Source organism: Hymenobacter setariae (assembly GCF_007713685.1).
GTDB lineage: Bacteria > Bacteroidota > Bacteroidia > Cytophagales > Hymenobacteraceae > Hymenobacter > Hymenobacter setariae.
Genome location: NZ_VMRJ01000005.1, coordinates 88,309 through 102,438 on the forward strand (window position 1 = coordinate 88,309; position 14,130 = coordinate 102,438).

The 14,130-nt window shown below is 59.1% G+C and carries 10 protein-coding genes; 5 read left to right on the forward strand and 5 right to left on the reverse strand.

Translation table 11 applies throughout. The features are described from left to right. The first annotated feature begins 78 nt into the window (after positions 1-78). Positions 79-342 (forward strand): ATP synthase subunit B family protein, encoded by a 264-nt coding sequence (locus FNT36_RS19010; protein WP_144850978.1) that lies wholly within the window; start codon positions 79-81, stop codon positions 340-342. Positions 343-375: 33 nt separating this feature from the next. Here FNT36_RS19010 and FNT36_RS19015 read toward each other — a convergent pair whose 3' ends face one another. Continuing rightward, positions 376-1,590: a BaiN/RdsA family NAD(P)/FAD-dependent oxidoreductase gene (locus FNT36_RS19015; protein WP_144850981.1), complete on the reverse strand. Its 1,215-nt coding sequence runs from the start codon at positions 1,588-1,590 to the stop codon at positions 376-378. A gap of 148 nt (positions 1,591-1,738) precedes the next feature. Here FNT36_RS19015 and FNT36_RS19020 point away from each other — a divergent pair, with 148 nt between their 5' ends. Then, positions 1,739-2,941 carry a cation:proton antiporter gene (locus FNT36_RS19020; protein ID WP_144850983.1) on the forward strand — a complete coding sequence of 401 codons (1,203 nt, stop codon included), beginning with the start codon at positions 1,739-1,741 and terminating at the stop codon, positions 2,939-2,941. Positions 2,942-3,010: 69 nt separating this feature from the next. Here the strand turns inward: FNT36_RS19020 and FNT36_RS19025 are convergent, their stop codons facing one another. Then, the gene (locus FNT36_RS19025) at positions 3,011-4,801 is read right to left on the reverse strand and encodes a chloride channel protein (protein WP_144850986.1); all 1,791 of its coding nucleotides are present in this window, start codon (positions 4,799-4,801) and stop codon (positions 3,011-3,013) included. A gap of 244 nt (positions 4,802-5,045) precedes the next feature. Continuing rightward, entirely contained in the window at positions 5,046-8,081 is a 3,036-nt protein-coding gene (locus FNT36_RS19030) for a PD-(D/E)XK nuclease family protein (protein WP_144850989.1), read from the reverse strand. A gap of 368 nt (positions 8,082-8,449) precedes the next feature. On the opposite strand from FNT36_RS19030, the gene FNT36_RS19035 reads away from it, so the two are divergent. The 3 genes from FNT36_RS19035 (at position 8,450) to FNT36_RS19045 (ending at position 12,358) form a co-directional block, all read left to right on the forward strand. After that, on the forward strand, positions 8,450-8,659 hold the full coding sequence (locus tag FNT36_RS19035) for a hypothetical protein (RefSeq protein ID WP_144850992.1): 210 nt from the start codon (positions 8,450-8,452) through the stop codon (positions 8,657-8,659). Positions 8,660-8,893: 234 nt separating this feature from the next. Continuing rightward, positions 8,894-10,279, forward strand: coding sequence for an aspartate kinase (locus FNT36_RS19040; protein ID WP_144850995.1), 1,386 nt, complete (start codon positions 8,894-8,896; stop codon positions 10,277-10,279). A gap of 108 nt (positions 10,280-10,387) precedes the next feature. Beyond that, positions 10,388-12,358 (forward strand): CocE/NonD family hydrolase, encoded by a 1,971-nt coding sequence (locus tag FNT36_RS19045; protein ID WP_144850998.1) that lies wholly within the window; start codon positions 10,388-10,390, stop codon positions 12,356-12,358. 116 nt (positions 12,359-12,474) lie between these two features. Here the strand turns inward: FNT36_RS19045 and FNT36_RS19050 are convergent, their stop codons facing one another. Both FNT36_RS19050 and FNT36_RS19055 read right to left on the reverse strand, forming a co-directional pair. Continuing rightward, on the reverse strand, positions 12,475-13,365 hold the full coding sequence (locus FNT36_RS19050; protein WP_144851001.1) for a DUF2911 domain-containing protein: 891 nt from the start codon (positions 13,363-13,365) through the stop codon (positions 12,475-12,477). Positions 13,366-13,481: 116 nt separating this feature from the next. Next, a complete protein-coding gene (locus tag FNT36_RS19055) occupies positions 13,482-13,937 on the reverse strand; it encodes a hypothetical protein (protein ID WP_144851004.1) in 456 nt (151 codons plus the stop codon). Positions 13,938-14,130 lie beyond the last annotated feature (193 nt).

The following is a 14,130-nucleotide window of genomic DNA, read 5'->3' on the forward strand; positions in this document are numbered from 1 at the left end:
TGCGTAAAAAATCGTATCTTCGGGCTAGCAGTCGCCAGCCTGGGCGACTAGTTTCTTACTCCCCATCCTGCTCAGCCTATGCTCTTTGTCGACATGCTCCTGGTCATGGTGGTGGCCATTTCGTTTATTCCAATCATGACGGGCTATTGCGCTGCTTCGCGGGGCCGCTCGTTCTGGGTGTGGTTTGCGCTGGGCTGGCTGCTGCCCATCGTATCATTTTTGCTGCTGTTTGCGCTTATTGCTCGTGATGAGCTGGACCCCGGCCGCCGCCTGCTTAGCGAGGCGCGCCAGCTATTGAAAGAAGCCGAGGAGAAAGCTGCTGCTATCAAGAAGGCGCAATAAGCAGCTTCAAGCTGACTCTTAAACTGCTCTTTTTTACAGGTTTTGGCTTATTGCCTTTGCCGCCCAGGCGCCGGTGCTAAAGCAGCCTTGCAAGAGGTAGCCACCTGTGGGGGCCTCCCAATCTAGCATTTCGCCGGCCACAAAGGTGTCAGGGCGGCGGCGTAGCATCAGGTTTGCATCTACTTCCGAAAAGGGTATGCCACCTGCCGAAGAAATAGCCTCGTCTAGCGGGCGCAGGCCCATCACCGGAATAGGCAAGGCCGTGAGCGCTGCTCCTAGGTCGGCAGGCGCGTTTAGTTCGCGCAGCAGCGTAGGTACGGGTGCTTTCAGGCTAAACGCGCTACCTAGGAACGATGCCAGCGACTCGCCTGGCCGGCGGCGCGCTAAGCGTCGCTGCGTATCGGTCGGGCCTAGGTTGGGTTTTAGGTTGAGATGCAGCCAAGCCGGGGCGCCCGCCGCTAGCGCGGCCCGCAGCTGGGGCGTGAGCGCATATACGGGCGTGCCCTCCAGGCCATAGTCGGTGAGCATGATTTCGCCGCGCACTGTGTGGCCGCCGCAGCTAAGGGCAATATTTTTAAGCGGCGCACGGCCTACTTTCTCTTTAAAAAACGAAGACCATGTTACTTCGGCCCCGCAGTTGGAAGGCGCGAAGGGCTGGCACGGTATGCCTATTTCTTGCAAAAAAGTGGTCCAGTGGCCATTGGAACCGGTTTGGGGCCAGCTAGCGCCGCCCAAGGCCAGCAGCGTGGCATCGGGCTCCACCACAAAGGCTGCGCCGGTAGCTTCGTTGCAGAAGCGCAGGCCGCGCTCGCCCACGAAGCCCAGCCAGCGGTGGCGGGTTCGGAGCTCCACGCCTAGGTCCTGCAGGTGGCGCAGCCAGGCGCGCAGCAAGTCGGCGGGTTTGTGCTGGGCATCGGGAAATACACGCCCGCTGGTGCCTACAAAGGTGCCAATACCTAGGTCGGCGGCCCACTGGCGCAGGGCGGCGGGCGAGAAGTGCGCCAAGGCTCGCGCAAAAAACGGCGCTGCTGCGCCGTAGTGCTGCGCAAAGGGCGCTATGTCCTCGCCATTGGTGAGATTAAAGCCGCCGTGACCGGCCACCAGAAACTTGCGCCCTACGGTGGCCTTCTGCTCAAACACCTGCACGCGCAAGCCCGCTTCGGCCAGGTGCTGAGCGGCTAGTAAGCCCGCTGGCCCGCCCCCCACAATAACGACCAGTGGCGCCGATGTAGTAGAGGGGTTGCTCATAGAAGTAATATATTGATTGCTAGCGATAAATGCGCGTGAAGTGCCTCGGGGTGCCCGCAGTGCGTTACCCGTGGCTAGCGGCCTGCAAACGGGCATGCCCCACAAAGGTCGGGCAACGGCGCGGCGTGGGCCGCGTAACTTGAGCTCTATGAGTTCTTACAGCATCCTGATTGGCCTAAGCTTGGCCGTCATCCTTTCTTACGTATTCAACCTCGCTTCGCGGGCTACACGGGTGCCTTCGGTGCTACTGCTGCTGCTCACGGGCATCGGGCTGCGGCAGTGGGCCGACTACCAGAATATCAATTTTTTGGTGCCCAAAACACTGCTCGAAATATTTGGCATTATCGGCCTCATTATGATAGTGCTAGAGGGTGCGCTCGACCTGCGCCTGAGCCGCGACAAGGTGCCGCTAGTGCGGCGCTCCTTTCTGGCGGCGGCCGTGATGCTGATGGGGCAGGCTGCCGCCATTGGCACGCTGCTGCACCTGTGGCTAGGTGCCCCGTGGCAAACCTGCCTGCTCAATGCCGTGCCGCTGGTGGTTATCAGCAGCGCCATCGCCATCCCGAGCGTGGCCAACCTCTCGGGCGAAAAACAGGAGTTTATTGTGTACGAAAGTACGTTTTCGGACATCCTAGGTATCATGCTTTTCAATTTTGTTGACCAAGAGGATTTTGCGCAGGGGCACTCGCTGGTCACCTTCGGGCGCGGCGTGGTGCTCATAATAGTGGTGGCCGTGCTGAGCACGCTGGTGCTGGGCTTTTTGCTGGCGCGGCTACGCGAGCACGTTAAGTTTTTCCTGCTGTTCTCGTTTTTGATTCTCATTTACAGCCTCGCCAAAAAGCTGCACTTGTCGTCGCTGCTGCTCGTGCTGGCCTTTGGACTGGCCGTCAACAACGCCGACCTGCTACTGAATTGGGTGCGTCGGCGCACCGGCTGGCAGGGCATCAGCACCGAAGCGCTGGCCCCCGACCTGCACCAGCTCAAGAGTATCACCGCCGAGTCGGCGTTTCTGATTCGCACGTTCTTCTTTCTGCTCTTCGGCTATTCTATTACCCTGGCCAACCTCATCAGCTGGCAGTTGCTCGGCCAGGGCGTGCTGATAGTGGCCGTGCTCACGGGCATTCGCTACCTCTACCTGCGCTTTGTGGCCCACACCGATTTGATACCCGAGCTGTTCATTGCGCCCAAGGGACTGATTACGGTGTTGCTGTTCTACAGCATTCCGACCCAGCACCTGCTCGGCGATGTTAGCGAAAGCATTCTGTTCGTCGTCATTCTGCTCACTAGCTTGCTGATGATGGTTGGCCTCATTATCAGCCACCAGCGCCCCACTGCCGCGATAGAGTTTTAGCGGTTTATTAAGCCTGTCGCGCTGGGGCGAGTTACACTGCGCTAAACTCGCCCCAGCAATAGTTAACCATTATGCCTGTCCTTCCTCGATGAGCTCGCGGCGGTAGCGAGCTAGGATGACATTCTTGGTAATAAAGCCCAGGTAGAGGCCATCGGTGTCGCACACGGGCAGGGCGGAGGTAGCGGTGCGCTCTAGCAGCGCCAGCGCGTGCTCGGCGGTGTCGGCAGGGTGGATGAGCGCGGGGGGCGGCTGCATCAGCTCGCGGACTCGGGTGGTGGTGTAGTGAGCGCCGTCGAAGAGCGTGTCGCGCACCATGTCGAGGGTAATGATGCCGCGCAGCAGCCCACTCTTGCCTACCACCGGAAACACGTCGCGGTGGGCGTGGCGAAATACCTCCACTAGCTCGCCTAGGGTGGCTCCGGGGCGCAGGGGCTGGAAATTGGTGTCGATAAGGCGGTGCAGGTCGAGGCGAGAGAGCAGGTCTTGGTCGCGGTTGGCGTACACGTCCACGCCCTTCAGCGTCAGCTTGCGAGTGTAGACCGAGTAGGGCTCGAAGTGCTTGGTAATGAGGTAGGAGAAGCTCGTGACGAGCATCAGTGGCACAAAGAGCGCGTAGCCACCCGTGATTTCGGCAATCAAGAAAATGGCGGTGAGCGGTGCGTGTACCACGCCCGCCAGCACGCCCGCCATGCCTAGCACCACAAAGTGCACCTCGGGCAAGGCCACCAGCCCGGTGAGGTTGACCAGCCGTGCAAACAAGAACCCGCACAGCGCCCCCGCCACCAGCGACGAGCCAAACATGCCGCCGTTGCCGCCCGCGCCCACCGTGATGCTGGTAGCCACCACCTTCATCATCATCGTGAAAAAGACCAGCACCAGCAGCCACCACACGTTATTGTCGCCGTACACCGAAAACAGGCTGTCATCGGTGAGGTCTTGAGCGTGGCCGTCGAGTAGCTTTTGCACCACCGTGGTGTAGCCCTCGCCATAGAGCGGCGGAAACAGAAAAATGAGTAGCCCCAGCGCCGCGCCGCCCGCCAGTACCTTCTGCCAGCGCAGGCCCGGCCAGCGCTCCACAAAGTGGTCGAACCAGTGGTAAGTGCGAATCATATACACCGAAAACAGCGCCGTAATCGGACCTAGGAGTGCGTAGAAAGGTACCGTATTCAGCACCCATGAATTGGTAATCAGCGTAAATGGCTGCCCTGCGTAGAGCGCCTTCGATACCACCGTGGCGGTGGCCGACGAAATGAGCAGCGGAATAAAGTACTGCGCTGGCAGCTCCAGCAAAATGGCCTCGACCGCAAACAGTACGCCCGCAATGGGCGCGTTGAAGATGGCCGCCACGCCCGCCGCCGCGCCGCAGCCCGTGAGCAGGCGCCGCCGCCGCCGCCCCGCCCGCAGCACCCGCGCCGCATTGGAGCCAATAGCTGCCCCCGTCACCGAAATGGGCGCCTCGGTACCCGCCGAGCCTCCAAACGACACCGTCAAGAAGGCTGTGACGAGCTGCGAATACAGCTTAGAGCGCGGCACCACCGCATTTTCGCGAGCCGCGCTGTAGATGATGGGCCCGATACCCCGCCCTAGGTTGCCGCCCAGCAAGTACTTAGTCACCAGCGCCGTGAGCGTGATGCCGATAACTGGGTAGATAGACAGCGCAAATACCCGGTTGGGCTCGGTCACGGCCGCCGCCAAGCGGTGCTGCTGCCAGTGAATAACCGTTTTGAGCAACACCGCCGCCAGGCCCGCCAGCACACCCACCAGCACCGCCAGCCACACCACATACACCCGCTCGCTTACGTGGCGCAGCCGCCACAGCAAGAAAGGATTGAGCAGGCGATAGATGCGTTTTTGAGCCATAAGCGGAAGAGCTCAACAGTAAAGCCCTAGTGGATATAGGAAATATAAGGTTATTGTTATCAGATAATTACTCTCATCTAGTGCCGCATATGAACCTAAGTGGTACCCTAGGGGCACTGCGTAGCTAAGCAATAAGGAAGCTGCTTTGAATACATTGGCTAACCCTCGCTGGCGCTGGGGTAACGCCTAGCGAGGGCTGCTTTATTGTTCTGCTATGCAATGCTACATGATTTGCGCAAAAACCCTACCGGGCGCAAATACCTTTGTACGGGCAATAGTCACATTTTGCTAGGTCGTCGGTTTTGCGAATGTCCTCGGTAGGGTCGAGCACGCGCCGCGCCAGCCGTGCCACCAACCCGGCGCTGGCCCGCAGAAAGTCGGGCTCGCCGGTGCCTTCGGTGATGAAGTCGAGCGGCGCCGTGAGCAAGCCCTCGTCAATCTTGCGTAGCGACATAATCGCTGCCTCCGAGCCGGGCGGGGCGGGGTGACGCACGTCGCTTTCCAGCATAAAGCGGTAGAGCCAGAGCTGACGCACCTTGTCGGCGCCCGACGAGCTTTCGGTGAGTAGACGCTCTACGGTTTCGGCGGCGCTGAGGGGCTTCACCTTGCCGCGTAGGTTGAGCTCGCGCTGCTCCACGAGGCCAGTTTTGTAGTCTACCACCCGGCGGCGGCCATCGGGCAGCGCATCAATGCGGTCGGCCCGGCCAAAGAGGCGCACGGGCAGCGGCTCGGCCTCGCCCGGAATGTCGGCAAAGACCGTGGCCGCCATCTCCGTTTCTTGGGCCACAATGCGCAGCGGCAGTAAACCCGGCTGGCCCGGCAGGCTCTCTAGGTACTTGCGGATGAGACGCACCGCCACCTGGCCCAGCACGTGGTTGAGGCCATCGTCGGGGCGGGCCTGACGGTCAGACTCTTCCTGGCGCAGCTGGCGATTTACTTCGGCGGGCACCTTGCGCAGCAGGTCGGGCAGGTCGTCGGCCGTGAGCTCGCGGCCCAACAGCTCGAAGGGCTTTAGCAGGTGCTCCAGCGCGTCGTGCACCACCGTGCCGAAGCCATCGGCCCCTAGGGCCTCTTCCACCTCCTCATTTTCCTGAAAGCGGGCCAGGCGCGAAAAGTAAAACTTGAGCGTGCAGGCCAGGTATTCATTAAGGGCCGAAGGCGACAAGCCACGCTCAAGCACGCCGCGCAAGGCGGCGAGCATCGCCGGGTCTTTGTGGAGCACGAGGTCATTGGACAGTTCGCTCGTGAGGGTGCTGCTTTCTTCTAAGGCGGGGCCACTAACAGGGGAAGCGTCCGCCGCGGGCTGCACCTCCACTACCTGGTCTTCCAGCGTCAGCATCGGGTTTTGGGCGGCCAAGTCAAATTCTAGCTGCCGCAGAAAGCGGCTGCGCTCGCCGGTGCGCACGCCCTCGGCGCCGGGCAGCACGTGCACTAGGTCTACGCGCCCGGCGCGCTGCAGCAGCCGCCAGAAGTTGTAGGCGGCCGTAGCCTCGGCGTCGGCGTAGGTAGGCAGCTTAAACTCGGTGAGCACGTCGTAGGGAAACAGCGAGTTTTGCCGCTTGGGGGCAGGCAGCGCGTTCTCGTTGCAGCTCAAGATGATGACGTGGTCGAAGTCCAGCGCTCGCGTTTCGAGCAAGCCCATTACCTGCACCTGGGCCAACGGCTCGCCCGCGAAGGGCAGGCGCGTGTTGCGCATCTGCTCGTAGAGGAAGCGCCGAAACGAGCGTACACTCAGGCGCTGCTCCTGGCAGTCGAAGGCCGAGTGCAGCTGCCGTATCATCGTGTAAAACAAGTACAAGTACTCAGCCTCGATGGCCGTGTGCTCGTGCTCGTATACCTGCTTGAGCAGGTTGATAATGGTGTAGCAGGCGTCGATAATATGGTCGCAATTATCCCAGGTCTGAAACAGCGCCTTGATGAGCGAGTGGCCTTCGCCCAGTCGCAGCAGCTCGGTGGCGGGCAGCAGCACAAGGTGCTTCTTCACAATCTGCTGGCAAATGTGGTCGAGCAGACCGTGGTACTGCGGCTCCTCTGGCTGTTCATTCAGGTACTGCTGGTAGCGACGCAGAAACGGGTGCGCCAACAGCTTGCTCACAGCTAGGTGGTGGTATTTAGGCACGCCGTAGTCGCGGCCTGGCTCGCCCTCCCGAATGCCCGTGAGGTGCACCTCAAACAGCAAATCGACGAGGTTGAACAAGGCCGTGCTCTGGAAGCTCAACCCCATCGTCACGTTGAAATCGGGTACCACCTCGGCTGACGGCAGGCCGTGCAGCACGGGCAGTAGCAGGGTTTCGTCGGGTAGCACCACGGCCACGGTGGCGTCGGGGTTGCGCTGGCGGGCCTCGGCTAGCAGCTGGCCGGCTAGCTTGCCCTGCATGCTAGCATTGGCCACTCCTAGCAGGCGCACGTGGTGGGGCCGGCCGCGCAGGTGCTCTTGCAGCGTGAAGCTGTCGCGGGGCAAATCCCACTTCTGCCAGTAGCGGCGCAGGTGCTGGCCAGCCCGGTTGGGCGAGTCTTGCTCTAGGTAGAACGGGTCGGCGTCGAAGCGCAGCTCGGCCCGGCCAGCTTTGCGCAGCAGGTTGATAAACTTCTCCTCAGCCTTGCTAAGGCCACCTAGGCCCACAAATACGTGGTGCGCGGGCAGCGGCCGGGCGGGGTCGCGCAGCTCGGCTTGCAGGCGCTGGGTGGCCTCGCGGTAGGCTAGGCCGGGGTAGGCGAGGTGGTCGGCTTTTAGCCGGCGCTTGAGCTCGCGGTACACGCGGGCCAGCTGGCCCCAAAAGCCGAAGTACCGCATCAGCCCGTCGGTTTTGCCACGTTCGGGGTCGAGCTCCCAGCGCTCTAGCGCCTTCGCTTCGGAGAGGTACTGAAACACCTCCTTGGTATCGGCCAGGTTCTGGTCGAGGTTCGAAAAGTCTTGTAGCAGCAGCCCGCTCCAGCCCACAAAGCGGTCAAAGCTCAAGTCGGGGTCGATGCCTCGGAAAATATCAAACAACAAGAGCTGCAAGGCTATAGGCTCCTCTACCTGCACGCCGGCGCGCTCCACCATGTAGTCTTCCATGGCCGCGATGCGCGGTGCCCACAGCGCCTGTCCGTCGGGCGTGGCTAGGGCCAATTCGTTTTTGAGGTACACCACGGCGCGGCGCGTGGGCACGATGACCACTAGGTCGGCCAGCGTATCGTCGTCGTAGGTGGCCAGCAGTTCGTGGGCCACCTCAGCCAGGAAAGTGCGGGTGAAAACCGGCGCCAGTACCGGGGCGGCTACTAGGGGAGAGGGTAACATATACATCAAAGATACGGGTGCATCCTAGGGCCCTAAGAGGCACCCGCGCTACCTAGGGCAGGTGCTATAAGCGGCTGAGTGGCTGATTGCTAGAAAGCACCCGGTAATGGTATAACGGCGGGATTGCTGTCGCTATATTAAGATAAGATTATCAAGCAAGTAGTACGTATTACGCAGGGGTTTTTAATTCAGATAGTGATAAATGGCGTTTGAAGTCGAAAAAGAGCAGTTCGTACCTAAAGACCGGAATAGTACCATAAGGCGGTGAGAACTTTGAAACAGCAGCTACCACACAAGGGTGCCCGCTAGCAATTACTATTCTGCCACTGCCTTTTTGACTGACTATCAGCTAGTCAGTTCCTTTCGCTATGTTACCTGATACCATCAGCTTCCTGCTAGCAGAAGACCCCGCGCCTACGGGGCCAGTTGTGGGCTGTGCCACTTGTTGGGCCGCCAAGTATTGCGCAGTTTTTTCGTTGGCCGGTCCGCAGCCCCCGCCTGAGTGCCCGCTGCTGCCGCAGCCCACAACCAAGCCCCGGCGGCGCCCCTCGCCTCTGCGCCCGCGCCAAGCCATGTAAAGGGCCCGATGTGGAGCGCGCCGCGCCGTTGAGTAAGCAAGGGTATAGCTTAAAGTGCGTGGTTTACGCACATTGCATTTACTTTGCAGGTCGCTTGGCTCTTGCGCCAGCGGCTTGTTTAGGTACTATTGCTTACTTCGTTTCGCTTTCGCTTTCTGCGTAATAGGTCATTGGTATGGCGCAGAAGCTGAGTGCAAGCCACCACTGCGGCGGGCAATCCCGCTCCACTCAACCGTGCTCACAGTAGAAAAAATCGGCGGTACATCCATGACCGCCTTCGCTGATGTTCTGCAGAACATCATCTTCCACGGCCGCCAAGGTCAGGCGCTGTACAACCGCATTTTTGTGGTGTCGGCCTATGCCAATGTCACCAACTGGCTGTTGGAGAACAAGAAAACCGGGGCGCCCGGCGTCTACCATCACATTACCCAAAATCAAGAGTTTCGGGCGGCGCTGCAAGAAGTAGCAGCCAAGCTCAAAGAACTGAATACGCACTACGCGCCCCTAGGCCTCGATTTGGCAGTGGCCGATGCCTTTATTCAGCAGCGCATCGACCAAGCCCAAACTTACCTCGAAAGCCTTACTAATGTGCTGGCCTCGGGCTATGTCAATAGCTACAACATCCTGCAGGCCGCCCGCGAGATTCTGGCCTCGATAGGGGAGGCGCACTCGGCCTTCAACTCGGTCAACATCTTGCAGAATAAGGGTGTGCATGCCACCCTAGTAGACCTCAGCGGCTTCGACGACGCGCGGGCCCTGACTATCGACGAGCGTATTCAGCAGGCTTTCTCGGGTATCGACTTCGCCAACACCATCTGCATTGCCACGGGCTACACCAAAGGCACTGAAGGTATTATGCGTGAGTTTGACCGCGGCTATTCGGAAGTGACTTTCAGTAAGATAGCTGTAGCAGTGAGGCCCCAAGAGGCTATCATTCATAAGGAATACCACCTCTGCTCGGCCGACCCCATGATGGTGGGCATCGACCACTGCCGCCCGGTAGGCTTTACTAACTACGACGTGGCCGACCAACTCGCCGACGTGGGCATGGAGGCCATTCACCCCAAGGCGTCGAAGCCGCTAGAAATCAACGCTATCGACTTGCGTATTAAAAATACGTTTGAGCCCGAGCACCCCGGCACACTCATTACCCGCGACTACGTAGCCGATTCCACGCACATCGAGGTTATTACAGGTACCGAGAAGGTAGTTATCATCGATATCTACGACCCGCTGATGGTGGGGGCCGCCGGCTTTGACTTGCATTTGATGCAGGCGTTCAACGACCTAGGTGTAAGCTACATCTTCAAAGCTACCAGTGCTAACAGCATCTCGCTAGTGATTTGGCAAAAGGACCTGAAGCCGCAACTGCTTGAAACCTTAGAAGCGCGCTACGAAAAAGTGGCCGTCGAGAAGGTGGCGCTGGTTTGCCTCATCGGCTCTAACATTGACCGGGCCGGCTTGCTGGCTCAGGCGGCCAGCGCGCTGGCCGAAGCCGGCATCAATATCAGCAGCGCAGGTTTTGCACTGCGCAAGGTAAATATTCAGTTTGTGATTGGGCGTGAGGACTATAAGAACGCAATCATTGCGCTGAACAACAGCTTTAAGCTGCCAAGCTAGCGCTCACCAAGCCTAGGTAGAGCCTGTTCGTCAGGCTGGTCATTTTGCGAAGCACGCAGAATGACCAGCCTGACGTTCTTTTGTGGCTAGGACAACTCCTATTCGCTCATGAAAAAAACGTACGCTGCTTTTCTGCTTGCCCTAGGTCTGGCTGCCACCACCGCCCGTGCCCAAACGCTGGCGCTACCCCCAGCCACGCAGTCCGTCACCGATGCCCAAAACCAGGCTAAGGTGCTGGCCGACACCTTATACATTCAGCAGCACTACACCAAAACGGAGCTGCAAATACCGATGCGCGACGGGGTAAAACTCTATACCATCGTGTATGCGCCCAAGGATGCAGACAAGGTGCGCTACCCCATCTTGCTCAACCGCACTCCCTACTCAGTGGGGCCTTATGGCAAGAAGTATAAGTATAACCTAGGCCCCAGCAGTAGCATGATGCGCGAAGGTTACATATTTGCTTACCAAGACGTTAGGGGGCGATATATGTCGGAAGGTGAGTTTTTGGACATGCGCCCCGAGCTAGAAAAGCACGCCACGAAGAAGGATACCGACGAGGGTACTGATACCTTCGACACCATCGAGTATCTGCTAAAAAAAGGGCCAAGGAGCAACGGCCGCGTAGGTCAGTGGGGCATTTCTTACCCCGGTTTTTACACATCAGCGGGGTTGTTGAGCCGGCATCCGGCGCTGAAAGCAGCCTCACCGCAGGCGCCCATAGCCGACTGGTTTTGGGATGACTTCCATCATAATGGTGCGTTCTTCCTGCCTCACGCCTTCAATTTTCTCTACAGCTTTGGGCAGGCGCGGCCGCAGCCTACGCCAACCGGCAACCCTGGCTTCAAGCACGGCACGCCCGATGGCTACGACTTCTTTCTGCGCCTAGGTCCGCTCAAGAATGCTAATGAGCGGCATTACCAAGGCAAGGTCGCGTTCTGGAACCAGCTGATGCAGCACCCCGACTACGACGCCTTTTGGCAGGCGCGCAACCTGCGCCCGCACCTGCACAACCTCAACACGGCCGTGCTCACGGTAGGCGGCTTCAATGATGCGGAGGATTTATTCGGCGCCCTCAACACCTACCAAACCATTGAGCAGAAGAACCCTGGCCTCAGCAACCGCATTGTGATGGGGCCCTGGGTGCACGGCGGCTGGGCCCGCGGCACCGGCGAGATGGTGGGCAACGTCAACTATGGCCCGTCGCCTTCGCTCTGGTACCAGGAAAACGTGGAGGCGCCATTTTTTAAATCGTACTTGAAAGCTGCCAAGCCTGGTTCGGACCTGCCCGAGGCTATCATGTTTGAGGGCGGCGCCAATCGCTGGCGCACCTTCGATGCGTGGCCGCCCAAGCCAGTGCAGGAGAAAACCTTATACTTCCGCCAAGCTGGGGGCCTCAGCTTTAGCCCGCCCACCGATGGCAACAACGAGCGCCGTCGCCCTGAGGTCAACTTCGAGTTCGACCAATTTGTGAGCGACCCGGCCCATCCGGTACCGTTCACGGAAGCTACTGCTGTGGGTATGACCCGCGAGTACATGACCGACGACCAGCGCTTTGCTAGCCGCCGCCCCGATGTGCTCACCTACCAAACCCCGCCGCTCGACGAAGACCTGACCCTGGCTGGCCCTATCCTGGCCAAGCTGCAAGTGGCTACCACCGGTACCGATGCCGACTGGGTGGTGAAAATCATTGACGTGTACCCCGACGACACGCCCGACAACCCCCGCACCGCCGCCAGCGTGCACCTAGGTGGCTACCAGCAGATGGTGCGCTCCGAAGTGATGCGCGGCCGTTTCCGCGAGAGCTTTACTACTCCCAAGCCCTTTGTGGCTAATGAGGTAACAACCGTGCCTTTCACCGTGCAAGACGTGCTGCACACCTTCAAAAAAGGCCACCGCCTGATGGTGCAAGTACAAAGCAGTTGGTTTCCGCTCGTCGACCGCAACCCGCAGACCTACGTGCCCAACATTTACGAGGCCAATGAGACGGACTTCAAAGCCCAAACGCACCAGCTATATCATAACCCGGCGCACGCCTCGCAGCTGGTAGTGAAGGTGTTGCCAGCCGCCGCGCAGTAATAGGCGCTGAGCCTGATGCGCTGAGCGCCACAACTTTGACATAAAAAGGCCGCACAACGAACTCGTTGTGCGGCCTTTTTATGTCAAAGTTGTGGGTGGTCTTAAGACCTAGGGGACTATTTGCCGCCCTTCTTAGCCTCAGCCACGAGCTCGTCGTTCATTTTAGCGTACTCGGCGTTGGGCGGGGTAGAAGCCAGCGCGAGCTTCTTCGACTGCTCTGCGGCCGTTACGGCGCCTTTGTAATCCTTCATTTTCAGGCGGATTTTGGCTTCCGTATTCACGTTCCAGAACTTGGGGTCGGTGGCGTTGGCCTTCTGAATCCACGCCAGGGCCTGCTTCAAGTCCTTGTTGTTGTCATTGTAGTACACCGCAGCAGCGGCGAGGTCATTGGCCGAGGGGCTGGCATTCTTGATGACTTTCTCCTCAATCTGGGCCATTACCTTGGCATCTACGTCAGACACAATTTTGAACTTGGCGCCCGTGAGGCCCCACAGCATGTCCACGTTGGCGGTAGCGGGCGTCAGCTCAGCAAAGCTGATGGTGAACGTTTCCACCTTGCTAGCCAGCTTGTAAGGCTTGATGGTGAAGCGTGCTACGTCCTGGTCATCTTTAAAGCCATCAACATCAGCGCCTTGCTTGAGGCTTTTGTTGAGTACTACCGTCCACTCAGTGGCCGTGGGCACGGTGTAGAGGCCGTACTCGCCAGCTGGTACCTTTTTGCCCTCAATCGTCACATCGTCCGAAAACTTAATGCTCGTGGTGGCATTGGCACCCGTGCGCCAGCGCTTGCCGTAGGGCGCCAGCGGCGAATTGGCGCCAAATACTTCGCGGTTTTTTAGCGACGGACGGCTGTAGGTGATAGTCACGTCGGTGAGGCCCACGCGCTGCATTACCGTGCTTTTGGGGCTGGGCTGCGGGGTCACAATCTGCGCCTGCGCCACGGAAGCCGTGAGAACGGTAGCCGTAAGGGCCACGGCGGTGGTCAAGTGCATGGCAATTCTAGTCATTTTAGTGGGGAGAAAAGGAGTTGAAAGGCCAAAAATAACAAAGCCCGCCGGGTGGGCGGGCTTTGGGGTACCAAGCAGCGGCTGCGTGACCTAGGGCGGCGTAGCCGCGCGCTAGGTTATTTCAGCTTGGCCTTAGCCTGAATAGCTACTTCCTCGCTGTGGCGGGCATACTCGCTGTTGGCGGCAGCCAGGGCCAGTTTCTGGGCCTCCAGCGCCGTGGCGTGGGCGCCAGCATAGTCTTTGAGCTGCAAGCGAATACGCGCCTCGGTGTACATAGTCTGGTACTCGGGGTGCATGGCGTTGGTTTCCTGCATCCAAGCCAGGGCCTGCTTCAAATCTTTGTGTGAGTCGTTGAAATAATCGGCATGCGCAGCGGGGGCCGACGGGGTGCTGAGGCGTTGCACGGGTTCCTCGCTGATGGATAGACCGGGCTGGTTGCTGGTAAGCACCGGCGTGTTGCTTGCCAGCGAAATAGATACAAAATCACTGGTCTGGGCCTGGGCGGCAGGGGCTGCCAGAGCGAAGGCCACCAGGGCGATGCCAGCAGAAAAGGAGAAAGTAAATTTTGGCATAGCTGGAAAAGGATTAAATCGACGTGACCAAGCTAGACACAAAAAACTAGTATAGTAGCGCTTATTCTAAATAAAGAATAAAGTTTATATTCTGTCTTCAATAAGGCTAAAATGCAAGCATTCAGGCTTCTATTGAAGATAAAAATAATGCTAAAAACGAGATTGCCCGCGAAGGTGGCTCTTCGCGGGCAAT